General features: G+C 54.3%; 26 protein-coding genes. 22 read left to right on the top strand and 4 right to left on the bottom strand.

All coding sequences use genetic code 11. The features are described 5' to 3' along the window. Positions 1-580: 580 nt before the first annotated feature. Positions 581-1270, bottom strand: coding sequence for an LrgB family protein (locus tag MKZ15_RS01660; protein WP_193417182.1), 690 nt, complete (start codon positions 1268-1270; stop codon positions 581-583). After that, positions 1240-1647 carry a CidA/LrgA family protein gene (locus tag MKZ15_RS01665; protein WP_155606878.1) on the bottom strand — a complete coding sequence of 136 codons (408 nt, stop codon included), beginning with the start codon at positions 1645-1647 and terminating at the stop codon, positions 1240-1242. The genes MKZ15_RS01660 and MKZ15_RS01665 overlap by 31 nt, the downstream gene beginning before the upstream one ends. A 245-nt stretch (positions 1648-1892) precedes the next feature. On the opposite strand from MKZ15_RS01665, the gene MKZ15_RS01670 reads away from it, so the two are divergent. From MKZ15_RS01670 to MKZ15_RS01775, 22 genes are all read left to right on the top strand, one after another. Continuing rightward, a complete protein-coding gene (locus tag MKZ15_RS01670; protein ID WP_339819320.1) occupies positions 1893-3020 on the top strand; it encodes an ABC transporter substrate-binding protein in 1128 nt (375 codons plus the stop codon). Positions 3021-3116: 96 nt separating this feature from the next. Continuing rightward, on the top strand, positions 3117-4037 hold the full coding sequence (locus MKZ15_RS01675) for an ABC transporter permease subunit (protein ID WP_339819323.1): 921 nt from the start codon (positions 3117-3119) through the stop codon (positions 4035-4037). Then, positions 4037-4846 carry an ABC transporter permease gene (locus tag MKZ15_RS01680; RefSeq protein ID WP_339819326.1) on the top strand — a complete coding sequence of 270 codons (810 nt, stop codon included), beginning with the start codon at positions 4037-4039 and terminating at the stop codon, positions 4844-4846. Before MKZ15_RS01675 ends, MKZ15_RS01680 begins: the two co-directional genes overlap by 1 nt. Further along, on the top strand, positions 4843-5889 hold the full coding sequence (locus MKZ15_RS01685; protein ID WP_213623116.1) for an ABC transporter ATP-binding protein: 1047 nt from the start codon (positions 4843-4845) through the stop codon (positions 5887-5889). The genes MKZ15_RS01680 and MKZ15_RS01685 overlap by 4 nt, the downstream gene beginning before the upstream one ends. 5 nt (positions 5890-5894) lie before the next feature. Further along, a complete protein-coding gene (locus tag MKZ15_RS01690) occupies positions 5895-6683 on the top strand; it encodes a DeoR/GlpR family DNA-binding transcription regulator (RefSeq protein ID WP_155606874.1) in 789 nt (262 codons plus the stop codon). A 14-nt stretch (positions 6684-6697) separates the two neighbouring features. Next, positions 6698-7522, top strand: coding sequence for an alkaline phosphatase family protein (locus tag MKZ15_RS01695; protein WP_339819329.1), 825 nt, complete (start codon positions 6698-6700; stop codon positions 7520-7522). Between the two features lie 19 nt (positions 7523-7541). Beyond that, a complete protein-coding gene (locus MKZ15_RS01700; protein ID WP_339819331.1) occupies positions 7542-8564 on the top strand; it encodes a PHP domain-containing protein in 1023 nt (340 codons plus the stop codon). A 77-nt stretch (positions 8565-8641) separates the two neighbouring features. Then, positions 8642-8791 (top strand): hypothetical protein, encoded by a 150-nt coding sequence (locus MKZ15_RS01705; protein WP_193417174.1) that lies wholly within the window; start codon positions 8642-8644, stop codon positions 8789-8791. A gap of 123 nt (positions 8792-8914) precedes the next feature. Then, positions 8915-9613: a PspA/IM30 family protein gene (locus tag MKZ15_RS01710; RefSeq protein ID WP_339819333.1), complete on the top strand. Its 699-nt coding sequence runs from the start codon at positions 8915-8917 to the stop codon at positions 9611-9613. A gap of 31 nt (positions 9614-9644) precedes the next feature. Beyond that, positions 9645-10676, top strand: a complete 1032-nt coding sequence (locus tag MKZ15_RS01715; protein ID WP_339822246.1) for a TFIIB-type zinc ribbon-containing protein — start codon at positions 9645-9647, stop codon at positions 10674-10676. A gap of 50 nt (positions 10677-10726) precedes the next feature. Beyond that, positions 10727-11479, top strand: coding sequence for a TPM domain-containing protein (locus MKZ15_RS01720; protein WP_339822249.1), 753 nt, complete (start codon positions 10727-10729; stop codon positions 11477-11479). Positions 11480-11499: 20 nt separating this feature from the next. After that, positions 11500-12528, top strand: coding sequence for an SPFH domain-containing protein (locus MKZ15_RS01725; RefSeq protein ID WP_213623121.1), 1029 nt, complete (start codon positions 11500-11502; stop codon positions 12526-12528). A 378-nt stretch (positions 12529-12906) separates the two neighbouring features. Continuing rightward, positions 12907-13692: an ABC transporter ATP-binding protein gene (locus tag MKZ15_RS01730; RefSeq protein ID WP_339819337.1), complete on the top strand. Its 786-nt coding sequence runs from the start codon at positions 12907-12909 to the stop codon at positions 13690-13692. Between the two features lie 27 nt (positions 13693-13719). Then, positions 13720-14574 (top strand): ABC transporter permease, encoded by an 855-nt coding sequence (locus MKZ15_RS01735; RefSeq protein ID WP_339819340.1) that lies wholly within the window; start codon positions 13720-13722, stop codon positions 14572-14574. A gap of 76 nt (positions 14575-14650) precedes the next feature. After that, on the top strand, positions 14651-15805 hold the full coding sequence (locus MKZ15_RS01740) for an ABC transporter substrate-binding protein (protein WP_339819342.1): 1155 nt from the start codon (positions 14651-14653) through the stop codon (positions 15803-15805). Between the two features lie 38 nt (positions 15806-15843). Further along, the gene (locus MKZ15_RS01745) at positions 15844-16920 is read left to right on the top strand and encodes an LLM class flavin-dependent oxidoreductase (RefSeq protein WP_213623125.1); all 1077 of its coding nucleotides are present in this window, start codon (positions 15844-15846) and stop codon (positions 16918-16920) included. Between the two features lie 28 nt (positions 16921-16948). Beyond that, entirely contained in the window at positions 16949-17566 is a 618-nt protein-coding gene (locus MKZ15_RS01750; RefSeq protein ID WP_339819348.1) for a cysteine hydrolase, read from the top strand. Positions 17567-17571: 5 nt separating this feature from the next. After that, a complete protein-coding gene (locus tag MKZ15_RS01755; RefSeq protein WP_204801132.1) occupies positions 17572-18882 on the top strand; it encodes a hypothetical protein in 1311 nt (436 codons plus the stop codon). Between the two features lie 28 nt (positions 18883-18910). Beyond that, complete coding sequence (locus MKZ15_RS01760; protein WP_339819351.1) at positions 18911-19399, top strand: flavin reductase family protein; 489 nt, start codon at positions 18911-18913, stop codon at positions 19397-19399. A gap of 2 nt (positions 19400-19401) precedes the next feature. Next, complete coding sequence (locus tag MKZ15_RS01765; protein ID WP_193417164.1) at positions 19402-19914, top strand: NAD(P)H-dependent oxidoreductase; 513 nt, start codon at positions 19402-19404, stop codon at positions 19912-19914. Between the two features lie 84 nt (positions 19915-19998). After that, positions 19999-21090 carry a TetR/AcrR family transcriptional regulator gene (locus tag MKZ15_RS01770; protein WP_339819356.1) on the top strand — a complete coding sequence of 364 codons (1092 nt, stop codon included), beginning with the start codon at positions 19999-20001 and terminating at the stop codon, positions 21088-21090. Positions 21091-21123: 33 nt separating this feature from the next. Further along, positions 21124-22689 carry an MFS transporter gene (locus MKZ15_RS01775; protein WP_339819357.1) on the top strand — a complete coding sequence of 522 codons (1566 nt, stop codon included), beginning with the start codon at positions 21124-21126 and terminating at the stop codon, positions 22687-22689. 84 nt (positions 22690-22773) lie between these two features. On the opposite strand, the gene mscL is transcribed toward MKZ15_RS01775, so the two are convergent. Both mscL and MKZ15_RS01785 read right to left on the bottom strand, forming a co-directional pair. Then, a complete protein-coding gene (mscL, locus tag MKZ15_RS01780; protein ID WP_213623131.1) occupies positions 22774-23169 on the bottom strand; it encodes a large conductance mechanosensitive channel protein MscL in 396 nt (131 codons plus the stop codon). Between the two features lie 274 nt (positions 23170-23443). Then, a complete protein-coding gene (locus tag MKZ15_RS01785; protein ID WP_339819360.1) occupies positions 23444-24352 on the bottom strand; it encodes an EamA family transporter in 909 nt (302 codons plus the stop codon). Positions 24353-24427 lie beyond the last annotated feature (75 nt).

Raw genomic sequence — 24427 nt, forward strand, 5'->3', positions numbered from 1 at the left:
ATCTAAATAATCTAACTTTCTCTTTGTATGTAATAAACGTAAATATACATGGAATAGTCTTTTACTCTATTTATATATGGGAGAGTTATTTGTTTCGAGGCTCTTATATGCAAAATCAAAACTTGTAGATGAGGACAGTTTTGCTAACCAACATAGATTTGAGGATTTCGCCCTTATAATGCCGAGAGTAGCAGATTGGTCGATAGGGGGGTCAACAGATCGGTGACGTAGTTGTTGTAACAATAAGTATGTAGCATATGGCTGCGGCCTCTCGGGCATTTGTTGCGTTGGCCGCGTGCGGAAATAGGGTAAAAAAGGGCCTTATTTTCCTCCCGATTGGCGTTTGGCTCGAAATAGCGGCCTTTTTTGGCCTTATTTTGCATGGATAGGCCGGGAAAATGCGGTTTTGGCCGGCGCCCGGATCGATAAGGCCATAAAAGTCCCTTATTTTCGGCGAAAGAGCCAAATTAACAAAAATAAGGCCCCAAAAGGGCCTTATTTGCATGCGTGGAACTGCAGAGGGAGGAGGCTACGAGGCTACAAGAAGTGACGAGGCGAGGCTCATCCGCTGTTCCCCTGATCACAACAAGAGCCAAGCGACCAACGGCGCCAGCACGGAGCCGAACACGGCGCTAAAGGTCAGAGCCACCGTGCTGGTCGAGACGACGGTGGGTCCAAACTCCGCGGCCTTGCCCGTGCCTAGCGCATGGGAGGCGGCCCCGAAGCCAATGCCCCTCCCGTTGTCGTTGGTAATTCCAAAGCATTTGAAGACGATAGGGCCCAGAATGACACCCGTAAGCCCCGCGAGCATCACCAGGGCGGAGGTAATGGATGCGTTCCCTCCCAAGCTGCTGGAGATTTCCATCGCAACCGGTGTTGTAATCGATTTGGGCAAGATGGACACGATCAGTTCACGGGGATACCCTGCCCATAGGGCAAATCCGATGCCGCTGATCATTCCAGCCGCAATGCCGACGATCGTGCCGGCGAGGACCGCTCTCCATTCTCTGAGCAACGCGTCGAGTTCTTTGTACATCGGGTAGGCGAGCGCTACGACGGCGGGGCCAAGACCATATTGCAGCCAACGTCCGCCTCTCATGAAATCGCCGTAGGAAGTCCCCGTCGTCATCAACAAGCCGATCACGAGTGCGGAACAGGTGAGGACCGGAACGAGAATGGCCCATTTCAACTTGCGATACAATCCGCTCATCAGGAGGTATAAGAGGACTACGCCCAGCACTATGCCTGCTTCGTAAAGGATTTCACGCATGGGATCGCCTCCTCTTGAGGTTTCGAGGTCCGTTGGGCTACCCATTGCGTAGTCAACCCTGCCAATATCATGGTTAAAAGCGTGCTGAGCACAACGATTAGAATCAGCCATTGTCCGCCCGCAGTGAACACCTGGAAATAGTCCATGACGCCAACCGTGGCCGGTACCAGGAATAACGGGATCAACTTTTGCATAAATCCGGCCCCTTGTTCCATCCACCTCGCAGGAACAATCCGCAGTTTAAGAGCCAGGAACAACAGCACGAGGCCGAAGATGCTCCCGGGAATCGGTGCCTTGCTTACCGTCTGAAGCAACAACCCTGCACCGTAAAACCCCGTGAGCAGGGCAATCTGGAAGAAGAAATGAATGACTTTCATAGATGTGGAAGAGTGTCCTCTTCATTGCGCCTCCTTGCTGCCGAAAAATGTCAAAGTAATCTTATCCCTTCCGGAACGCACTTTACAAGGGCGAAAATCCGAACAAATCATCCGCCTCCGATTTAATAAACTTCACCATTTCCATTAATCCAGCGCAAACAGTCAAAACCTATACTCTACTTGGGTCGGAATCAACAGAAATACATAACGAACCCACAATAATCCACAGGGAGTGCATGAAAACCATGAAATTTGGGTTAAAGAAGCAGTTCACGCTGGGTCTGGTCTTATCCTTGTTTGTATTGATGCTAGCGGCTTGTGGTGCGAGTGACAATGGAGGCAATGCGGCCGCTACGGACACAAGCGGAGCGGCGCAGGCCGAGGAGCTTACGCTGGCCGATCTGGAAGCGAAAGCGAAAGAAGAAGGTTCTGTCGTGAGCGTAGGCATGCCGGATACGTGGGCGAACTGGAAAGATACTTGGGTGGATCTGAAAACCAAGTATTCGCTGGATCACACGGATACGGATATGTCGAGTGCCGATGAAATCGCCAAATTCGAGGCGGAGAAGGACAAACCGACCGCAGATATCGGCGACGTGGGGATCGCGTTTGGTCCGGTTGCCGTGAACAAGGGCGTGACCCAACCGTTCAAAACCTCGTATTGGGACGAGGTTCCGGATTGGGCCAAGGATAAGGACGGCCACTGGATCGTAGGGTACCAAGGGTCTATCGCTTTCTTCACGAACACGGACCTGGTCCAACAACCGCCGCAAAGCTGGGAAGATCTGAAGAACGGCGACTATAAAATCATCGTCGGCGACGTGACCAAAGCTGCGCAAGCGCAAATGGCCGTCCTGGCCGCCGCCATTGCCTACGGCGGGGATGAAACGAACATCGAGCCGGGGATTGCTTACTTCGAAGACTTGGCGAAAAAAGGCCGCTTATCCAGCGCAGAAGCTTCGCTGGCCAACATCGAGAAAGGCGAAGTGCAAGTGACCTTGTTCTGGGACTTCAATGCCCTGAACTACCGCGATCAACTGGGCGGTCCGGAGAAGTTTAACGTCGCTATTCCGAAGGAAGGCAGCGTGGTCAGCGGTTACGCTACGATCATTAACAAATACGCGCCGCATCCGCATGCGGCCAAGCTGGCACGTGAGTACATCTTGAGTGATGCCGGCCAAATCAACCTGGCGAAGGGCTATGCCCGTCCGATCCGCGAGAACGTACAGCTTCCCGAGGACGTTGCCGCCAAGCTGCTGCCGGCCGATGCCTATGCCAACGTGAAGCCGATCGGCGACTACAAGGCTTGGGAAGAAACAACGAAGAAGCTGCCGCAGCTGTGGCAGGAGCGCGTGCTTGTTCATATGAACTAACTGGACGAATTGCGAGTCCGAGTTCTACCATTTGAAGTGGTGCGTCAAACGTCTTGGACGGAGGGCGCCCCTTTTTTCCAATAAGGAGGGTGTGGCGTGAAACGGAAAAATCGCTGGTATCTGCTTGGACTGGTTCCTTTCGTCGTCATGGTGGCCCTGTTCCAACTGGTGCCGATCGTGTCGATGTTAACGGGAAGCGTCAGCCCGGAGAAGGGTGCCGGAATCACGTTTGGGTATTACGCCCGAATTTTTCAAAGCGACTATTATCTCAAAGCCATTCAGAATAGCTTGTTGATCTCGGTCTTCTCGAGCGTCATCGGGATTGTCGTCGGATTGGCATGCGCCTACTCCGTAACGCGGTTCGCGCCGAAGATGCGGGACCGCTTGATCATGGTGTCCAATATGACTTCGAATTTCGCTGGCGTGCCGCTCGCCTTCGCGTACATTATCCTGCTCGGGAGCAATGGGGTTTTTACCTTGCTCTTTAAGCAGTGGGGGTGGGACGTGTTTGCCGGTTTCAACTTATATAGCTGGTCGGGGCTGGTCCTGGTGTATGTCTATTTTCAGGTTCCCCTGGCTTTGTTGCTGCTGTACCCGTCGTTTTACGGGATTCGGGAGCAGTGGAAGGAAGCAGCGTCGCTGCTTGGCGCGAGCCATTGGCAGTTTTGGAGAACGATCGGGATTCCGGTGCTGCTGCCGGCCGTGTTCGGTACGCTGGGAATCTTATTCGCGAATGCGATGGGCGCTTACGCAACCGCTTATGCCCTCGTCGGAAGCAATTTCAATTTGCTCGCTGTGCGAATCGGCAATCTGGTCTCGGGCGATGTCGTGACCGAGCCGCAGCTGGGGAATGCGCTGGCGGTCATTATGGGCTTGTCGACGCTGCTGGCTGTATATCTCAACCACAAGATGACCCAGCGCCTGCACCAGTTTCAATCCGGCTCATCGGAGGGTAAGGTCCGCAGTCGGCGGAGATGGCCCAAGCTGAAATCTCCTGCGTTGAAGGAGGAATTGTAATGCAGACGCCAAGCAAGAAAGCAGGATGGGGCTCGCGTTCGCTGATGCTCGTGATGATGGCCTATCTGCTGCTCCCCCTTCTGGCGACGATGATTTACGCGTTCGCGAAGGAGTGGCAAGCGACCCTCCTGCCGGAGAGCTGGACGTTGGAGTGGTTCAGCGGAATGTTCCAGGATGCGCGATTTCTGGACGCGTTGTGGAAATCCCTGTACCTCTGCGCGATCAGTATCGCGCTTAGCCTGGCCGTCATGCTGCCGGCCGTTTTCATCATCACCGTTTACTTGCCCCGGCTGGAGAGCTTCATGAAAGGAATCGTCGTGCTCCCTTATGCCGTGCCCGGCGTCGTTGCTGCGGTGGGGTTGATCCGCACATATTCCACCGGTCCAATCAACATTTCGGGCACCGCCTATATTTTGATCGGCGCGTATTTCATCATCGTGCTGCCTTATATGTACCAGGGCATCCGCAACAGCCTGTTGACCGTATCGGCGCCGGAGCTGCTGAATGCCGCGGAAATGCTGGGTGCCGGCCGCATGAAAGCGTTCGTGACCGTGATTTTGCCGAACATTTGGCCGGGCGTGGTGACTTCGACGCTGTTGTCTTTTTCCGTGCTATTCGGGGAATTCGTCATGACCAATATGCTGGTTGGGGGACATATTCAGACCATCCAAGTGTACTTGTCCCGGCGCATGAATGAAAGCGGGCATTTGGCCAGCGCGATCGCGATTTCGTATTTCTTGTTTATCCTGGCGTTGTCCATGATCTTGATGAAACTCGGCAAAAAAGTAAACAGGGGGATTTCAGAATGAAGCCATATCTGAAGCTGGAAGGGATCCGTAAGCAATTCGGAACGACGACGGTGCTGAATCAGGTGAATTTGGACATTCGCGAGGGGGAACTCGTCACGCTGTTAGGTCCGTCCGGATGTGGAAAAAGCACGCTGCTGCGCTGCATCGCCGGTCTGACGGAGATCAACGAAGGGCGGATTTGGCTGGATGACAAGGACATCGTCAACCTGCCCCCTCGCAGCCGAGAGATCGGCATGGTGTTCCAATCGTACGCTTTGTTCCCGAATCTGACGGTCAGCGAGAATATCGAATACGGCATGCGGATGCGCGGGATGACCAAGGAAGCCCGTCGCCAAAGATCCGGCGAACTCTTGGAGCTCATTGACTTGACCGACAAGCGGGACGCCTATCCCGCACAACTGTCGGGAGGCCAGCAGCAGCGGGTGGCGCTCGCCCGATCGCTCGCCGTCCGGCCCAAGGTGCTTCTGCTGGATGAGCCGCTGAGCGCGCTGGATGCGAAAATCCGCAAAAACCTGCGGACGGAAATCCGCGAGATTCAAAAGCAATTCAACATGACCACGATCTTCGTCACGCATGATCAGGAAGAAGCGCTAACTTTATCCGACCGGGTCTGCCTAATGAATCAAGGGAATATCGTACAACAAGGGACGCCGGAGGAATTGTACGGCAAGCCTGTCACCGAGTTCGTCGCGCGGTTCATGGGCAGCTACAACGTGCTGACGCGGGCTGAAGCGATGCGGCTGTTCGGCACGGTCCCCGGCGACGGGGAGAGTTATGCCATCCGGCCGGAGGCGCTTTCGCTGGTCGGCGAACAGGATCAAGAGATTGACCTGATCCATGCGGGCAAACCGATTGTGGAAGGAACCGTTCATTCGGCGTCGATCCTCGGCAACGTGATCCGTTACGCCATCGATGCCGCCGGCATCCGGCTGACAGTGGATGCCTTAAATGACGGGCGAAGCCGTCGGTTGGAGGAGGACCGCAAGGTCGCCCTGGCTTTGGATCGCGCACAATTGCTGCAGCTAGAGAAGGAAGGGGCCTAAGCAAGTTGTCCATTTCATCCGAGGAACGCAAACGATTCATCATGGAGCAGTTGAAGCAGGAGGGACAGGTGAAGGTACCGGAACTCTCGCATCGCTTCACCGTATCAGAAGAGACCGTACGCCGCGATTTGATCCTGCTGGAGAAAGAAGGTTTGGCCAAAAGAGTGTACGGCGGCGCGGTCCTGACTAAGCTAACCAGCTACGAACCGCCGTATTTGCAGCGTCAGAAGGTCAAGGCGGAGGAGAAGGAGCGAATCGGCCGGGCTGCCGCTGAGCTGATCGAATCCGGCGATACGATCGCCATCGATATCGGCACGACGACACTGGAGATGGCCAAGGCGATTGCCGGGCGGGAGCGGCTTACGATCCTGACGAACTCGCTGGCCGTGGCGTATCACTTGATGGAATCGCTGAACGGCGGGAGGTTTTCCGGGAAGATATTTGTGGTAGGCGGGGAATTAAATCCGGAGCAACAGTCGATGTCGGGAACGATCGGCGAAAGCATATTGTCGCAGTTTCGGGTCGATAAGGCGTTTATCTCCATCGGGGGGATCTCCTTGGAACGCGGAATCAGCGATTACGATGTTGACGAGACGGGGATGTCGCGCCGGATGATCGAAGCGGCGTCCCGCACGATCGTGCTGGCCGATGCGTCCAAGCTGGGCAAGGAAGCTTTCGTGGAGATCGCGCCGCTTGGGCAGGTTCACGCCATTGTCAGCGACGCCGCCGCACCAAAGGAGTGGATGCAGACGCTCCGCAGTCATCGGATCCAATGGATGGAAGCCACCAATTAAAGGGGGAGAAACGAATGTCATCAGCAGAAGCCAAGAAGCTCGTCGTGGTAGTACTGGACGGGTTAAGATATGATGCTGCCCGCAAGTATCTCGGGTACATGGAGCATCTCGTGGAGCAGGGGGAGGTTACCTGTTATCAAGTGCAGTCGCAGCTTCCGAGCTTGTCGCGCCCGCTCTACGAAGTGCTGTTGACCGGTACGCCAGTTGCGAGAAACGGCATCACGGCGAATCACATTGCGCGGCTAAGCCGGGAGCAAAGCGTGTTCCATCTCGCCGTAGCCGCGGGACTAAGAACGGCCGCCGCTGCGTACCATTGGGTCGGCGAACTGTATAACCGGGCACCGTTTAATCCGGTCACCGACCGGCATCAGCATGAGGAAAACCAGCCGATTCAGCACGGAATCTTTTATTTTGAAGACCACTATCCGGATAGCCATCTGTTCCTCGATGCGGAGCATTTGCGCACGACGTATGATCCGAGCTTCCTTTATATCCACTCGATGAACATCGACGATATGGGGCATAAGCACGGCGGGGAAAGCAAGCAGTACGAAGGCGCCGTCCGCGCGGTGGATGGGATGCTGGCTACCCTTGTGCCGCTGTGGCGGTCGCAAGGGTATGAGATTATCGTCACCTCCGATCACGGGATGAATGCGGCGGGACAACATGGAGGAACCGAGCCAGAGGAGCGAAACGTTCCGCTGTATGTATTTGGCGAGTTACCGATTCCGTCGCCGAAGCTCCAGAGCGATCAGGGATTGTCCCAACTCTATTTGGCTCCGCTGATGTGCCATTATCTCGGGATCAAGCCTTCCGGGGCCATGGTGAAATGGGAGTAGACAAGGAGGGAGTTTGCGGGTGAAGGTTGACATGCATTTTCATCTGGAAGAAGGCCCGTATTCTTTGCGCTGGCTATCGCGTACCTTACAAGGATTGGCTGCGACCGAGCCGGGGCCGGATCCAGCGCTGGGGCATCACACGATCGAGTATGCCGAAGAAATGAAACAGCTGTTGTCTCGGCGTATGGAGCAGGGAGCCTATAGCGAAGAATGGTTGGATCGCTACTTGATTCGGGGGCGCGAACGCGGCATTCAGGAGTTTGGCGTCGTCGATCATCTGTACCGGTTCCGGGAATGCCGCCCGTATTACGAGAAACATATGCTGTTGGATGACAGTCGGGTTGGCAAGCTGCAGCGGACCTGGTTGGACCAAGTATGCGTGGCATCGATCGCGGATTTCGTGAACTTCGTCACGAAGGCGAAGAAGACTCGGCCGGATTTGGCCCTCGGCATCGAGGCGGATTTCTTCCCCGGGTGCGAAGCGGAATTGGGTGAGATTTTGTCCGGCTATGATTGGGATTACGTGATCGGCTCGGTACATTTTCTGGAAGGCTGGGGTTTCGACAATCCGGAGGCGAAGACCGGCTTTGACGGCCGGGATCCCGTGCAAACCTACGCGGATTATTACGAATTGCTGCGACAGGCTAGCGTCTCGGGGTTGTTCCAGATTATCGCCCATCCGGACAACCTGAAGGTGTTTGGCTTCCGGCCGGCTAATGAGAAGAAGCTGCTGCCGTATTACCGGAGCATCGCCAAGGAAATGGCCCGTAGCGGCGTCGCTACGGAGATCAATACCGGCCTCGCCTACCGCTATCCCATCGCCGAGAGCTGCCCGAGTCCTTTGTTCCTGTCGGTATTGGCCCATTACGGGGTTCCGCTGACGTTATCCTCCGATGCTCACTTTCCGGACGATATCGGCACCCTGCTCGATACGGCCTTGGCCGACATGGTCAAGCTCGGATATAAGGAGCTGGCGGTGTTTCGGGAAGGGAAGCGGCGGATGGTGCCGATTTTTAAGAATAACCATGCGGCAGCCAAGTAAGGTTTATGACCCCGCTGCTGCATATAACGACTCCTTTCCGCGCAAGTTATCTTAAAACTAGGGAGGAGTGTAGCGTTATGCAACAAGATTACGAATTCACGGATTTGGAGGACCGGGCGTCGCTGGTTCAGGAGATTCGGAGGCTCGAGGAGAAGATCGAGCAAACCCTCGGGGAGAAGGTCAACCTGATCGCGTACTCCGAGAAAAAGGAAGACTCTGACCAATAACCCGTGTATGCGCCCCTTTGGGGGCGTTTTTATTTTTGCCATCCCTTCATCGCCGACATTGAAACCAATGGATCGGATTTGATGTATTATTAAGTAAATAACGGATCTGAAGGAGGACGAGAAGTGGGAATCTTGGCGAGGTTTCGGGACGTGATGCGGTCCAATCTCTCCGCATTGCTGGAGCGTTCACCGGATCCGGCAGCGACGGTGGATGCCTATATTCGCCAGTTGAGGCTGGATATAGGGCAAGTCAAGGCGGAGGCGACGGCGGTGCAGGTGGAGGAAGAACGGGCGAAGCGCGCGCTGGATGAGTGCGCCGAGGAGGTCCGGAAGCTACAGCGGTATGCGGAGAAAGCGGTGGAATCGGGCGACGAATCTGCCGCGCTGAAGTTTCTGGAGCGGAAGGGGAAGCAGGCGGAGCGTCTGAATGGGCTGCAGGCGGCCTACGAGCAAGCCGCGGACAATTCGTCCAAAATGAAGCGGATGCAGGATAAGCTGGGTTCCGAACTGCAGGGGCTGGAGGCGCGGCAAGCCGAGCTGAAGCGCAAACTGGCGGAGGCCGAAACGCTGAGCCGGACACAGGCTTCCGGTGGGAAGGAGACTCTTCGCGAGCTGGAGGCGAAGGCCGATCAAGCGCTGAACGAAGCGCTGGCATTGGCCGAGCTGCGAGCTGGGACGCGGGAAGACGATCTGGATGCTATCTTCGCGGAGCTGGAGAAGGGCAACAACACGGCCAGAGAGGAGTCGGGTACTCTTACGGTAACTACTCCGGAGGACGAACTCGCGGCGCTTAAAGCGAAAATAAATAAGCAAAATTTCTGAATTCTTATTCGGATGGATTGAGGTGAACGATTTGCCGGTCATTGAATACAAATGTCCGAGCTGCGGCAGCGGCATGACTTTCGATAGTACGACGGGCATGTTATCCTGCCCAAGCTGCGGCCGCAAAGACAATATCGAGCAAATTCCCGACCCGTTAAAGCAGGAGGTATTCGCGGAGGATGAGGTCCGGGAGTATCATTGCGAAAGCTGCGGCGCGGTGATCGTGACGGAACCGGAGACCAGTGCGACGACCTGCAGCTTCTGCGGCTCCGCCGTGGTGTTGAGCGATCGCCTGACCGGAAAGCTGGCCCCGCAACAGGTGATCCCCTTTGCGATCAGCAAGGAAGAAGCGATGGCGGCCTTCAAGAAATGGTGTCGGAAAGGGCTGCTCACGCCCCGCGGCTTCATGACCGCGGACCGCATCCAGAACATCACCGGGATGTACGTGCCGTTCTGGTTGTACGACTTACTTCATAATGTGGATGTCCGCGGCCAAGGGACCCAGGTGAGAAGCTATCGGAGAGGCGATTACCAATACACGGAAACGGATTATTACGAGTTCTACCGGAGAATCCGTCTCAATTATGTGCGGCTGCCGATCGATGCCTCGGCGAAAATGGACGATCAGCTGATGGATAAGCTGGAGCCTTTTCCCTACGATCAATTGAAGACGTTTAAGACGCCTTATCTCGCAGGCTATATCGCCGAAAAGTATAACTTTAACAGCGAGCAACTCACCCCGAGAGCCCAGGAGAAAACAATGCCTTATATCGAATCCTATATATCTTCGACTGTTGCTGAATATGCTACGGTAAGTTATTCCGACAAGCAGATGGATACGACCGTTAAGCGGTCCGATTATACGCTGCTTCCGGTGTGGATGGTTTATTACAACTACAAGGGGAAACAATACACGTTTGCGATGAACGGGCAGACGGGGAAAGTGGTGGGGAAACCGCCACTTAGCAAGGGGAAAATGGCGGCATGGTTCGCCGGCGTATCGGCTGTATCTTTCCTGGGGCTCAAAATCGTGGCCTGGATGTTGGGAGGCGGCTTCATATGAACAAGCGAAGGGTAACCACGTTTTTGTTGCTAACGTTGGTCGCGTTATGGATGCTGACTCCGTTGACGGCTTGGGCAGAACAAACACCAACCGAGAAGAAGCTGATTTACGACGAAGCCGATATTCTGTATCCGGAATATATCGATGATTTGAATGCTTTGGCTAATGAATACGGGCCGAAACGGGAGACGGACTTTATCGTCTTTACGACGGATAACCCCGAAGATGAGGACGTCGTCAAGTTGACGGAGGATTTCTATGACGAGCGAGCTCCGGGGTACGACAAAGCCCATGGCAATGCCGTGATTTTGACGTTGGATATGCGCAACCGGGATTTATATTTGGCGGGTTTCTATAAAGGTGAGAAATACCTGGATGACAGCCGTTTGGATAAGATTCGCAATAAAATCGCCCCGCTCCTAACGGCAGGCGATTATCATGGCGCCTTCGCAGAATACATACGCACATCCTACCGGTATATGGGGTTCCGACCGGGAGTGAATCCGGATAACCTCCTGTTCAATACCGCCATTCAACTCGTGATCGCACTCGTCATCGGGGGAGTGGTTGTCGGTATAATGGCGTTCCGGAGCGGCGGCAGGGTCACGGTGAACAATCGTACCTACGAGGATTCGGGTGACTCCGGCGTTATATGGCGGCAAGACAACTATCTCCGTACCACGGTAACGAAAACGAAGATCGAGAGCAGCAGCAGTGGGGGCGGAGGCGGCAGCAGTGGCGGTGGAGGCGGAGGAACGACCAGCGGCGGACACTCGCATAGCGGGAGCCGGGGATCATTTTAACGGAAGGGGCAGGGTAGCCTATGAGTTTTTTCAAGAGCCAATTTGCCAATGTCGTGGAATGGGAAGAGTTCCGGGACGACATGATTTTCTGGAAATGGAATAACCGGGAGATCAAAAAAGGGAGTAAGCTGATCATCCGCTCGGGGCAGGATGCCGTCTTTATCAATAACGGGAAAATCGAGGGGATTTTCAAGGAGGAAGGCGAATATAACGTTGCCTCGGAAATCGTGCCGTTCCTGTCTACGCTGAAAGGGTTTAAGTTCGGCTTCAACAGCGGCATGCGGGTTGAGGTGTTGTTCGTGAACACGAAGGAGTTTACGGTCCGGTGGGGCACGCAAAATCCGGTGTTAATTCCTACGCCCCAGCTCCCCGGCGGGATGCCGATTCGTGCAAACGGTACGTTTAATTTCAAGGTCAATGACTATGTGACGTTAATTGATAAGGTTGCGGGAGTCAAGCAAAGTTATTTGGTGGAGGACGTCAGACTTCGCATTACCTCCGTACTCGACCAATTGCTGATGAAGTGGATTAGCCGAGAGGGCAAAGACATGTTTAATCTGCAGGCCAACGCTGCGGATATCGCGCGGGGCATTCAGGAAGACCTGGATATGCAGGTGATGGACGACGGGCTGGCGATTACGGGATTCCAGGTCATGAGCTTCAGTTATCCGAAGGAAATTCAGGATATGATCACCAAGACGGCGTCGCATGAAATGATCGGCAATCTGCCGAAATACCAGCAGGTCAGCATGACCGACGGCCTCGCCTCGGGCAAGGTGCAGGGCGGCGGGGCCGCTTCGGACATGGCGGGCATGATGATGGGCATGAACCTGGCCAAGGAAATGATGAAGAACCTGAATTCGGAACCAGACCACGGGAAGGATCATTCGCAGCCGCAGTCGCCGAACCCAGGGACGAGTCAGCCGCCGCAACCCTCGGCGCCTTCCGCCGCAGGAGCAGGTTCCAAGCGCCCTAATTTCTGCCCGAACTGCGGGGCCAAGAACGATGGCGCGAATTTCTGCCCGAATTGCGGGCAGAAGCTGGCGTAAGGGATTCTGTTCTAACCATTGCTAGCTTCGCGAGTATTCGACAGATGGAAAACAAACACCGTTCACTACCGAAAAGGTAGAACGGTGTTTTTTTTGTTTAGAGTCAGTTGAAACAGGGTTGATTAACTTGTTAATTAACATAACGAAAAAACCGAATTTGGAAGTGAATTTTGATTGAATAACGAAATACATGTCATTATACCTAACATATAAACGTGAATATTGACTATATTCTCAAATGAAATGCCAAAAATAAATTTTTCTTTGTAATATAAGTTGACATAAAAGTTGGGTGGTGCTACTATTTTGAATAACAAATTAAATAGATAGTTAATTATTTTTAATCAACTAATTAAATGCATAGTGTGGTGATGAGGATTGACTTACATCAAGGTGAGCGATGTCAGTAAATGGTTTAAGCGCCGGGGTCATATGACCGAAGCGTTGCGGGACATTCATCTGGAGTTGGAACAGGGCACCTTCGTCAGTCTGATCGGTCCAAGCGGATGCGGCAAGTCAACCCTGCTCCGCATCGTAGGCGGACTTGCCGAGGTGGATCGGGGCGAGGTTACGATCGGGGGGCTGAGCCCGCTCGACGCGCAGAGCCGGAAGCAATTCGGTTTCGTTCCTCAATCTCCGGCTTTGTTTCCTTGGCGAACCGTCTTGGAGAACATGAATCTTCCGTTTGAGGTGAACGTAAGGGGAACCGCCGCCGTTAAGGTGGTAGAACGGGAAGATCCTGTAGAATTGCTGAAATCCGTCGGGCTTGGCGATTTCGTGAATGCCTACGCGAAGGAATTGTCCGGGGGCATGCAGCAAAGGGTAGGAATCGCCAGGGCGTTCGGCTCCGGAGCGCCTATTCTTCTCATGGATGAACCTTTTTCCGCTTTGGATGAGATCACTCGGGAGAAAATTAGCTATCAATTGCTAGACATCTGGGAGTCGCATCAGAAAACGGTGCTGTTTGTGACGCACAGCTTGAGGGAAGCCGTTTTATTGTCCGACAAGGTGGTGGTGATGTCGGCTAGACCGGGGCGTATAGCGGCGGTAATCGACATTGGCTTGCCAAGGCCGAGACGTGGCCCGATTGAGGACACCGAAGAGTTCCATCGGTATGTTGCCGAGATCCGGGGTTACTTGCGGGATGAATGGAAGTCGAATTGATAGATCTAGAAAGGAAGTGGTTCTGTCATGAGAAGTGCTGCTAGAGAAGGCGTAATCAGGGTCGCTTCGAAGCCGGGGAAACAGAAAGAGGCGTCCGTCCTAAGCAGAGTAAAGTCCCGTGTGGTTTCCTCGCCGTACTTGCCGCCCCTTGCCGCGTTCGTTGCCTTGTTTCTGGCTTGGGAACTTGCGGTGCGCCTGTTCAAGATTCAGCCGGTCACCTTGCCGGCCCCGTCATCGGTGTTATATGAGTTTGCAACTTCCATTGGATTTTATTTGCCTCACGCCGGGGTGACGTTATTCGAAGCTTTGGCAGGATTCTTCCTAGGTATGGCGGTCGCGATTGTTGCCGGGATATTTATGGCCCATTCCCCTTTGCTGGAGCGAACCCTGCTGCCGATCGCGGTTCTTGCCAACGTCACGCCGATTATAGCCATTGCCCCTTTGTTTATCCTCTGGTTCGGTTTCGATGCGCTGCCGAAAATACTCATCGCTGCGATTATCACGTTTTTCCCGATGTTGATTAATTCGATCACGGGATTTCGCTCGATTGATGGAAATCACTTGGAATACATGCAATCTCTACATGCCAGCAAACGGGAAATATTCTTCAAGCTGCGTTTGCCGAATAGCTTGCCGTATCTGTTCTCGGCAGCGAGAACCTGCGTCAGCCTTAGTGTAATGGGGGCTGTAGTAGGGGAATGGAGTGGATCGACGGAAGGTCTCGGCAACGTCATCATGATGTCCAGCAACTATTTGCAGACCGAGCGAATGTTTTCGGCGATCTTTATGCTGGCGATCATGGGAATTCTGTTGACGAACGTCGTGCGGTTTATCGAACGGAAGGTGTTGTTCTGGCACGCGATGGGCGGCGACCGAGACTAATTGAATGAGGCCGGACCAGCCACGGGCTGACCGCATAGATGAGAGATATTGGATAGGGAGATGGAGGAGCATGGAGATGGAGAAAAGCAAAAAAATACCGTTGTTATTGGTACTAATGATGTTGACTGCCATGATGTTGTCGGCCTGCGGTAGTTCAGGCAAGGCGCCAACTCCTGCGGCGAATGCCGCTGCGGATCATGGAGCCGGAGAACCGTCCAACTCGGTTGAATCGGCAAACGGCTCTGCGGAGGACGGACCTGTCGATTGGGAAGCGAGAAAGAAGCTCAATGAAGAGGCCGGAGAAATTACGTACATCACAGGTTATTATTACGCGGCATCTCCGCCGGATATCGAGGTTGTGATGGCCCAGGAGCTGGGTTATTTCAAGGAGTTGGGACTTAACGTAAAGATCATGCCCGGGCTCGATTCGGAGGGTATGAAGTTCCTGGCGGCAGGTCAGGCGCAAATTGCCAGCGCGGGCACGCCGAGCCTCGTGATCCAATCCGTCTCGAACGGCGCGGACATCAAAGGGATCGCTACGTTCGGCTCCACGGGCACTAGCGCCATTATGGTCATGAGTGATTCCGGCCTGAAGGAGCCCAAGGACCTGGTTGGCAAAATGCTTGGCTACCACGGAGCCATGCCGGCGAACGTCGTCGCGATGTTCAAGAATTCGGGCGTGGACCCGACGGAAGTCAAAGGGGTTTCCGTAGGATACGATCCAACGGTGTTGAGTTCTGGCCAAGTGGACGCATTAACGGTATACAAGTCGAACGAGCCTTATCTGATGCAGCAAATGGGTGTTGAGGTTTCGATTATCGACCCCGGCCAGTTCGGAGCGGAAACCTCCTTTGGCGTCTTGACGGTGAACAACAAGTTCGCCGAGGCACACCCGACAGCGGTGGAAGATTTCCTGAGAGCTGTATCTCGGGCGCACGACTATGCGGTGTCGCATGGCGAGGAAGCCTTAAAGGTGATGGCATCCAAATCCGATTCCGTATACGACTTGCCGACGGAGACGAACCGTTGGTCGGTCGAGAGCAATCTGGTAAGGCAATCCCGTATCCCAGGTCACGGCGTAGCCTGGCAGGCAGAAGAGCAGTGGTCGCGCGAAATCGAGATGTTGTCCTTAGCCGGCGTCATCAAGGAGCAGCTCCCCGTCGATCAAGTGATGAACAATGCCTATATCGATTCGATTTATGACGGTGAAATGTTGATTTGGCCGGAATAAGCCTATGAATTTCATAAAATACAAGGAGTGACGAACCGATGACGACGATCGATTATAACAAAGTGGATTTCGGGGTGTTTTTGCCGGTGACCAACGGAGGCTGGATCATTTCCGAAACCTCCCCGCGATTGGACGGGAGTTATGCCATCAATAGGAAAGCGGCGGTCATCGCCGAGGATTTGGGTTTGGATTTCATCATGTCGATGGCGAAATGGAAAGGATACGGCGGTACGACCAACCATTGGGGGACGTCCCTAGAATCGATGACGATGATGGCCGGGCTGTCGGAAGCGACGACCCGGGTGAAAATCTATGCGACGGTGCATACGCTCCTGTTCAATCCAGCGGTAGCTGCCAAAATGTTTGCCACATTGGATCAAATCAGCGGCGGACGGGTTGGCATGAACGTCGTTTCCGGTTCTTTCGCCGGGGAATTTCAGCAAATGGGCATGTGGCCGGAGGAGTTGAGCCACGATCAGCGCTACGATTTGGCGAAGGAATGGATGCAGGTCGTGAAGCGGCTGTGGAGCGAGGAGAAGGTCACCCATCAGGGACAATACTTCCACCTGGAAGAATGCGAGTCCTTGCCAAAGCCGCTGCAAAAGCCGAGACCGGAAATCATTTGTGCCGGCCAATCGGAGAAAGGCATGGGCTTTACGATTGACGAAGGGGATGCTTGCTTTATCGGCGGCCGGGATTTGGAAGAACTCGCCGCAGTAAGCAAACGCGCTAAGGAGATGGCGGCCGAACGCAACAAGACGATCAAAACCTACGCGATGTTTACCATTGTGCCCGGGGATACGGACGAGCACGCGGAGGAGCGAATCAAAACGTACCAGGAAGGGGCGGATTTCGGCGCGATCAAAGGAATGCTCCGCAGCTATGGTCTTGAGCCTGACGGTCGGGAGAATTCGATGGTGCACCGTGCCAAGAGCGCCTTCATGACGGAGACGATCGCGGGCAGCGTGGACACGATCCAAGGCAGAATCCAGGAAATCATCGAGACAACGAACATCGACGGAATGATGTTGACCTTCCCCGACTACGTGGAAGACCTGACGATCTTCGGCAAAGAGGTGCTGCCGAGACTTAGAGGAACCTTCGCCGTCAAATAGGCAAGGCTTTAGAAAGGATGGATGCGCAATGGGGATGGGGCTGAATGATCATGCGGCTTTGTTGATTGTGGACGTGCAGCGGGATTTCTGCGGGACGGACGGGAAAATGGCGGACTTTGGCGCCGATTTGTCATCAGTTGACCCTGCCGTCGATCGTATCGAGGAACTCATTCAGGGTGCGCATGATCATCGGGTTCCGGTCATCTTCATCCGTCTGGTTACGGATGCGGAGACCGATTCCCGGGCCATGAAAGCTTGGTATGCGCTGCAGGGGTTCGATCCGGAGGAAGTGGTTGCGGTTTGCCGGCGGGGGACCCCTGGCAGCGAGGATTACCGGATCGCTCCCGGCCCCGGGGATTATGCGGTCGAGAAACAGCGTTACAGCGCTTTTGTGGGCACTCGCCTAGAGTTGCTGCTGCAGCAGCTGGACGTTCACAAACTGGTGGTTACAGGCGTCACGACCGAATGCTGCGTGGACTCCACGATTCGGGACGGATTCATGAAAGACTATGGGATCTTCGTCGTTGAGGACGCCTGCGCGGCGTATGATCAGAACATGCATGACATGTCCATCCGAATTCTGGGGATGAATTTCGCAACCGTGCTTTCCACGGAGCAGGTTCTCTCCGATTGGAAGGGGGCGTAGGTAGAATGAGCCTATTGAAAGGGCAAACATTGACAGACCGCGATCGTGAGGTTATGCAGCTCATCCGCAGCCACATCGACGGAGAAGAACTAACCCGGCTCCTGCTGGAGCTTGGCAATATCCGCAGCCTTGCGGGTTATGAGAAGGAAGCGGGAGATTATGTATACAACTGGTTAAAGGAGGAAGGTTTCAATCCGCGTAAAGCGGGGATGGTCGAGAATCGCTTTAACGTGATTGGGACTTTCGGCGGAGCGGCGCCGGGAGAAGGCAAAAACCTGTTGCTCACCAGTCATTTGGATACGGAAGCCCCGCAATATAACGAACGCGATCAGTGGCGTTACCGGCCGGAAACTGTGGAACGCCCGGAATGGCTGGAGGCAAAGTTCGAAGACGGCGTGTTCTCGGGCAGGCCGGTCGAGAACGATCGCGGGCCGATGACCTGCACGCTAATGGCTGCCAAAGCGTTGAAAAAAGCAGGGCTCTCTCTCAAAGGACGCTTGTACGTTACGGCTTGTCCAGGGGAGATCGGTCCCGAGCAGGTGGAGGAATTCCGCGGTAGCGAGTTTCTAGGGAAAGAGATCGGGGCCCAGTATTTGTTGTCTCACGGCGGCGTTGCCCCAGATTACGCGATTGCGGCGGAAGGTACCGACTTCGGCATGACTTGGATGTCTTGTGGTCATGCGCTCTACCGGATTGATCTATACGGCGAAGAAGTGTTTACGCCGCTATTGGAGCATTCTTCGGAGCTGGTAAGGCATCCGAATCCGCTGGTGAAGGCGGCGGTGCTGATCGGTAAAATCCAGGAGTGGGCGATGGCTTACGAGAAGGAGAACACCTACAGCGCGAACGGAGGGACCTCGGTCCCGAAAGCGCAAATCTCCGCGATCCGTGGCGGCGACCCTCATATTATGGGGGCTGGCAGCGAGGTTTGTTCAATCTATATCGAAGTCAATCTCACGGCAAAGCAATCGATCGGGCCGATTCAGCGAGGGCTGGAACGACTCCTTCATGAGGCTAACCTGCTGGGCCAAGTTCTGCCCCTTGTGTATCGGCAAGGGTACGAGGCGAATGATGAGGAGATTGCCCCATTGGCCGAAGCCATCGAGGCGGGGAGCCAAGCCGCCGGCCGTGGCCGGTTACCGATTGCGCATCCAGCCTACTCCAGTATGTGGCGGGACCATAATGTGTTCAACATGTACGGTATCCCGTCGGCGACCTTCGGTCCTGCTCGATTTAGACCGACGCTTGACGATATGGTGGACGCGGCGGCGATTTATGCCTTTACCGCATGGAAAATATGTAACGGGCCGAGTTAAAGCGGCCCGGTGAACGGAGGAAGCGAAAATGGATCCGATGGTTTGGAGAAATACGATGGGGCAATTTGCCACGGGGGTCACGGTCATCACGACGTTGGACCAAGAGGGGAATCCGCTGGGCATGACGGCAAACGCTTTTACTTCCTTGTCGCTTGACCCACCGATGGTGTTGATCTGCGTTGACCGCCATAGCGCCACACTAACGGAGTTGGCGGCAACGGGGAAGTATTGCGTGAATATCCTGGAGAAATCCCAGGAATCGATTTCCCGGCAATTCGCCAAGAAAGGCGGTAACGAGAAGTTTTTGGGGATTGCCTATCATGCCGGGGAGACCGGCCTACCGGTGCTGGAAGGCTGCTTGACGAGCGTGGAATGCGTTGTCGAGGACATGCTGGAAGGCGGGGATCATTTGGTCCTGCTGGGCCGGGGACTCCATATCCATACCCCGGGAGGGGCGGCGGAACCGCTGCTATTTTATCGCGGGAAATATGCGGCATTGGATAAGGCGGGTGCGTAACCATGCAAATCACGACGATTGTAGGCAATCCGAAGCCCCGCTCGAAAACCTTTGCTTTCGCCGAACAAACGGCCGAGCTGCTTCGTGATATACTTAAGCGGCATATTTCCACAGAGGTGACGCATGAAGTCATCGATTTGGCGGAATATGCATCTGCTCTAGTACAATGGGATCAGGAGACGATCCAATCGCTGCAAGCCCGAGTGGAAGCGTCCACTTATCTTGTAGTGGCAAGCCCTACGTACAAAGCGACCTACACCGGGCTGCTTAAACTATTCATGGACTTGCTCCCGATGAACGCCCTGTCGGGGAAACTGGCTTATCCGCTGATGGTCGGGGCGGGGTATCAGCATCAATTGGCGGTCGAGCTTCACTTGAAGCCTTTACTTGCGGAATTGGGAGCGATTTGTCCGGGGCGAGGACTGTATGTCCTCGATACCGAGGGGGATCGCGGCCGCAATGCGATCGAGGAATGGATAAGGAGTACTGAGCCTGTCATGAAATCCCTGCTGTAAGCTTTCTTCGGAGGAGTATTCTTGACGGAAGCGCCCAGTAGCTCCAGCTCGAATATTCTTCCAAGTTAGAAAGGTGGACATGATATGTCTCAAATGACGAAATCGGATGAGCAGAAGACCAACGTGCAGGAACGGATTCTAAACTGTGCGGAGGAGCTGTTTGCAAACAGCAGTTACTCCGCAACGCGCATCAGCGATATCGCCGCGAAGGCCGGAGTCAACCAGGCACTCGTACACTACTATTTCGACACCAAAGAGAAGTTGTACCAGGCTGTGTTGATGCGCCTGTTTAGCCAATGGGAAAGCTATGTTGAAGGACAATCGTGGGAGAACGTTCATCCGGAACTTGTCTTGAAACAATATATCAAGACGCATTTTGACATTAAATGCAAAATTCCAAATTTGTATAAAATCTTTCATAAAGAATCCCTGGAGGGCGGAAAACTGTTCGACCGGTATGCTTCCTCCAAGTGGTTTCAGGACTTCTTCGACAAGAACGAAATGTTCAAGGAGTGGAAGCGGGCCGGTATCCTCAATCCGCACGTTAACGTTCAGGTCGTTCTGTTTTGTCTCTGGGGGATGATGAATCAATTCTATTATCGCGATACGGATTCCCTTGCGATGATTACGGGATATACGGGTACGAAGGAAGAACTGCAGGAAGTCATTGCCGATCAAATGATCGGAATCGCGCAGCACGGCCTGCTGATGCACAATCCGGTCAAGGAGGAAAATGACGCCTCCGACGGGAAGGGCCGCAATATTTGCGTATTCTTCGATCCAGCCGCCGGCGAGGCGGAACAGGATGGAGAGCTTTCCGCCATCCTTGAGGCGATGCAGGGATGGAACGGTTGTACCGTAAACGTTATCCGCAGCTTGGAGGGATGGCGGGACCGGGATGGGAGCGAGGATTTTCTCTTTGTGGCGGTTTCCAGCAAATACGGCGAGTTATCGGAAGATATCGTACAATTGCTGCGCTATTGGGAGACCAACTCCGGGGCCATTGCCGACCGGTTCGTGGGGATCTGGACGAAGAGGGAAGGGGCGGCATCCGATGCCGTGCAGCGAGTGCTGGAGGAACAGATCAATCGTTATGGAGGTTTTGCGGTATCGCGAATTTCGGAACATACCGTGCACGGTTATCTGAACCGCTGCGCGAAAATGGCCGGCATTTGACGTACCTAGCGTAATGAAGCGGGTGATGGCGGAATGGAAAGCAGATTTGGGGAGCTTACGGCCAGGCGGTTTCATTGGCTGTTTGCCGGACTCCTGTTAAGCATACTTTTAACGCAATTGGATCAAACGATCGTTTCTACCGCATTGCCGACGATTGTGACTCAATTGGAAGGATTTACTCAGATGTCCTGGGTATTTACGATATACATGCTGACTTCGACTGCGATGACTCCCATCGCCGGCAAACTATCCGACCTATACGGACGAAAGGTGTTCCTGGTGTTGGGGTTGACGATATTCGTGATCGGGTCCGTGCTTTGCGGGTCGGCCCAGTCGATGCTGCAGCTCATCATTTTCCGCGGCATTAAAGGAATCGGTGCAGGGCTTCTGATGCCGATCACCTTCACGGTGGTCTTCAGCCTGATGCCGCGAAACGGCAACAGCGTATACCAGACTCTATACATGAGCGTGTTCGCCCTCTCCTCGGTGATCGGGCCGACGGTCGGCGCGCTGATTACGTCGCTGTTGAGTTGGAGATATATATTCTACATCAATCTGCCGCTGGGACTGGTCATCTTCGTGATTATATTGAAGCTGCTCCCTCGAAACGCGGCAACGCCGAAGCCGGACGCATCGATCGGTTATGTCGGTCCCGGTTTGCTGATTCTGGGTACTCTATCGTTGCTGCTCGCCTTGAAGACGGGCGGCGTGCAATATGCTTGGAGCTCCCTGCCAATCCTCGGCTTGCTAATCGTCGGAGGAATCGCCGCGGCGTGGTTCGTCCTTAGTCAATTACGAGAGAAGGAGCCGGTTATTCCTTTTCGCTTGTTCCGAAACCGAGTGATGGCGAGCACCTATGTCGCGACCCTAATGCAGGGAATCATGATGTACGGGGCGCTGGTGTATATTCCGTTATTCGTGCAGGGCAGTCTAGGCGGCGGCGTGACCGGGACGGGCGGCGCATTAACCCCGCTCATGTTATGCGTCATGTTTGGTGCAACTTTGTGCGGAGCGCTCATTCAACGCTTCACTTGGCGCTTTAATATCGCTTTGTCAATGTTGTTGTCAGGTACAGGATTCCTGATGATGATTTTCCTCCCGGTTAACGTGAGCTATGTCGTCTTATGCCTGGTGATGATGCTCATCGGCCTCGGCATCGGCATGATGATGATGGTGGGGCAAACCGCGGTCAGCATGGGGGTAGACGATTCGGTTAGAGGAGCCGCGACTTCGTCCGTTAGTTTCTTTCGCTCCATCGGCGGCGTCTTCGGCACAGCGGTACTAACCTCTCTAATCAACGCGAGGCTGTCCGTCCTGTTGGAGCACCACTCGGGGGATTTGTCGGGAGTGGCTGGCGAGCTTGGGGTCGTCACCGACCCGTTGGCCGCATTGAACTCCCATGCCGGTTTACCGGCGGAGCAACTGGAGTTGATGCGTCAAATGCTGGGGGATGCCGTGCAATATGGTTTCTGGTTCATGGCAGGCGCAGCCGCGATCGGCTTCATCGCGGCGTTTTGGGCGGGGTCGTCAAGGCAAGAGGTTTTGCCTCCGCCGCTGGAAGCAGCGCCGGCCAAAGCTGACGCGATAACCATCCGTTAGCCAAGTTGCAAGAATCCGTCATTCGAAGAAAGCCCGAGCCGCAACGCTTCAGTTGCGGCTCGGGCTTTGATGCTTCGGTTGGAGTTACTTCTCCTCCAATGCTCTTTGCTTCAGCAAATCGCGAATTTCGGCCAGCAGCTCTTCCTCTTTGGAAGGGGCGGGTGGGGCTTCAGTCTTTGGCTCCTCTTTCTCTTTGCGTTTCAGTTTGTTAATTCCCTTGACGAACAGGAAGATGGAGAAGGAGACGATAAAGAAGTCGATGACGGTTTGCAGAAAAGCACCATATTTCAGTATGGTGTCGCCATATTGAAACTGCATCTCTTTCAGATCGATGCCGCCAACCAACAAACCGACGACGGGCATCAGGATATCGTTGACCAAAGAGGTCACAATCCCTCCGAAGGCTGCGCCGATAATCACCCCGATGGCGAGATCAAGCACATTTCCTTTGAGCGCAAAGGCTCTGAATTCTTTCCACATGATGGGTACCTCGCTTTCGGCATATTAGTAGCAGTATAACATGAGTGAGCCTAGGGTAGTCCATCGTGAGGAAATGTCATGAGCCGGGCTTGTCTAACGGACACCAGAGACGCTAATGGGAGACGAGCGGATGCATCGTGACCGTAACGGACGGAGAGGACGCTATTTCCAGAAAATCACCGTGACATGCAGCTCCGCAGGCCGTATAAGACCCGTGGAGTCCGTTACGCTGGGAAATACCCGGGAAATAGGCCAATAAGATCATTACGGTCCGTTACAGCTCGTCCGCCAAGCCGAGCAGCGCAATCCCCGCCAGAACAAGCACAACGACGGCGTATTGCAGCCGGCTGAGTCGTTCCTTGAGGAACAGGCGGGACAAAATTACCGAGAATACGCTGTACGAAGCGATCAGCGGCGCGGCCACGATGGCATTGCTAGCCATGGCGAATACGTAGAAGAACTGGCCCGCCGTCTCGAAGATCGCGGCAACGCCTTTGACGCGCTCTCCCCAGAAGTTGAACCGTTGTTTTTTGACCGCGACCAAATAGATAAAGACGACCGCAGCGCACAGGAAGAAGGTGAACTCGTAAGCCAGCAGCGCGGCGTCCTCCCCGATCAGCTTCAGCTCGTCCAAATAAATCCCGTCGGCAAACGTACCTAATCCGTCAAGCAGACAGTAGAGCAGCGGAAAGGTAATCGCCATTACGCCGATTTGATATTTCGCATCGATACGCTCTGTCCCCGATTTGAGAGCGACCCGTTCGCCCTGCTTCTCCAGAACCGCCAGCCCCACTACGCCGAGGGTGATGATCGCTACCCCCGCAATTTCGACCCAGCCGAGGTCATGGGGAAAGAACAGATACAGCAGGATCGCCGTCACGGCCCCGGACGAGTTCTGCACCGGCGAAGCGATGGAAAGCTCGATGTACCGGAGCCCGAAATAACCGATCGCCATCGATAGGATATACAGCGCGGAGACCGGCAAGTACCGTATCATATCCATCGGATCAAAGGAAAGCCCCTTAATCATCAGGTAAGCCGTACCGTGAATCCCCATCACGAGTCCAACCATCACCACGATTTTCAGATGACTGTATCGGTCCGCGCTGTCGCTGCCTTTTTTGTAGAACAGATCGGCGCCACCCCAAGCCAAAGATGTCAATAAAGCAAATAGAAACCACATAGATGTAAATCCTCCCGTTTATGTAGAACCCTAATGATTATAAAAAACGAACTGCCGGGAGTGTCTATGACAAAG

The sequence above is a fragment of the Paenibacillus sp. FSL R7-0216 genome (assembly GCF_037969915.1).
Taxonomy (GTDB): Bacteria; Bacillota; Bacilli; order Paenibacillales; family Paenibacillaceae; genus Fontibacillus; species Fontibacillus rhizolycopersici.

What these genes read in the sequence shown, in the direction of transcription:
- MKZ15_RS01660 (WP_193417182.1), bottom strand. Translation starts at nt 1,270, where the DNA reads ATGCGTGAAATCCTTTACGAAGCAGGCATAGTGCTGGGCGTAGTCCTC.
- MKZ15_RS01665 (WP_155606878.1), bottom strand. Translation starts at nt 1,647, where the DNA reads ATGAAAGTCATTCATTTCTTCTTCCAGATTGCCCTGCTCACGGGGTTT.
- MKZ15_RS01670 (WP_339819320.1), top strand. Translation starts at nt 1,893, where the DNA reads ATGAAATTTGGGTTAAAGAAGCAGTTCACGCTGGGTCTGGTCTTATCC.
- MKZ15_RS01680 (WP_339819326.1), top strand. Translation starts at nt 4,037, where the DNA reads ATGCAGACGCCAAGCAAGAAAGCAGGATGGGGCTCGCGTTCGCTGATG.
- MKZ15_RS01685 (WP_213623116.1), top strand. Translation starts at nt 4,843, where the DNA reads ATGAAGCCATATCTGAAGCTGGAAGGGATCCGTAAGCAATTCGGAACG.
- MKZ15_RS01695 (WP_339819329.1), top strand. Translation starts at nt 6,698, where the DNA reads ATGTCATCAGCAGAAGCCAAGAAGCTCGTCGTGGTAGTACTGGACGGG.
- MKZ15_RS01705 (WP_193417174.1), top strand. Translation starts at nt 8,642, where the DNA reads ATGCAACAAGATTACGAATTCACGGATTTGGAGGACCGGGCGTCGCTG.
- MKZ15_RS01720 (WP_339822249.1), top strand. Translation starts at nt 10,727, where the DNA reads ATGCTGACTCCGTTGACGGCTTGGGCAGAACAAACACCAACCGAGAAG.
- MKZ15_RS01725 (WP_213623121.1), top strand. Translation starts at nt 11,500, where the DNA reads ATGAGTTTTTTCAAGAGCCAATTTGCCAATGTCGTGGAATGGGAAGAG.
- MKZ15_RS01735 (WP_339819340.1), top strand. Translation starts at nt 13,720, where the DNA reads ATGAGAAGTGCTGCTAGAGAAGGCGTAATCAGGGTCGCTTCGAAGCCG.
- MKZ15_RS01740 (WP_339819342.1), top strand. Translation starts at nt 14,651, where the DNA reads ATGGAGAAAAGCAAAAAAATACCGTTGTTATTGGTACTAATGATGTTG.
- MKZ15_RS01745 (WP_213623125.1), top strand. Translation starts at nt 15,844, where the DNA reads ATGACGACGATCGATTATAACAAAGTGGATTTCGGGGTGTTTTTGCCG.
- MKZ15_RS01750 (WP_339819348.1), top strand. Translation starts at nt 16,949, where the DNA reads ATGGGGATGGGGCTGAATGATCATGCGGCTTTGTTGATTGTGGACGTG.
- MKZ15_RS01755 (WP_204801132.1), top strand. Translation starts at nt 17,572, where the DNA reads ATGAGCCTATTGAAAGGGCAAACATTGACAGACCGCGATCGTGAGGTT.
- MKZ15_RS01760 (WP_339819351.1), top strand. Translation starts at nt 18,911, where the DNA reads ATGGATCCGATGGTTTGGAGAAATACGATGGGGCAATTTGCCACGGGG.
- MKZ15_RS01765 (WP_193417164.1), top strand. Translation starts at nt 19,402, where the DNA reads ATGCAAATCACGACGATTGTAGGCAATCCGAAGCCCCGCTCGAAAACC.
- MKZ15_RS01770 (WP_339819356.1), top strand. Translation starts at nt 19,999, where the DNA reads ATGTCTCAAATGACGAAATCGGATGAGCAGAAGACCAACGTGCAGGAA.
- MKZ15_RS01775 (WP_339819357.1), top strand. Translation starts at nt 21,124, where the DNA reads ATGGAAAGCAGATTTGGGGAGCTTACGGCCAGGCGGTTTCATTGGCTG.
- mscL (WP_213623131.1), bottom strand. Translation starts at nt 23,169, where the DNA reads ATGTGGAAAGAATTCAGAGCCTTTGCGCTCAAAGGAAATGTGCTTGAT.
- MKZ15_RS01785 (WP_339819360.1), bottom strand. Translation starts at nt 24,352, where the DNA reads ATGTGGTTTCTATTTGCTTTATTGACATCTTTGGCTTGGGGTGGCGCC.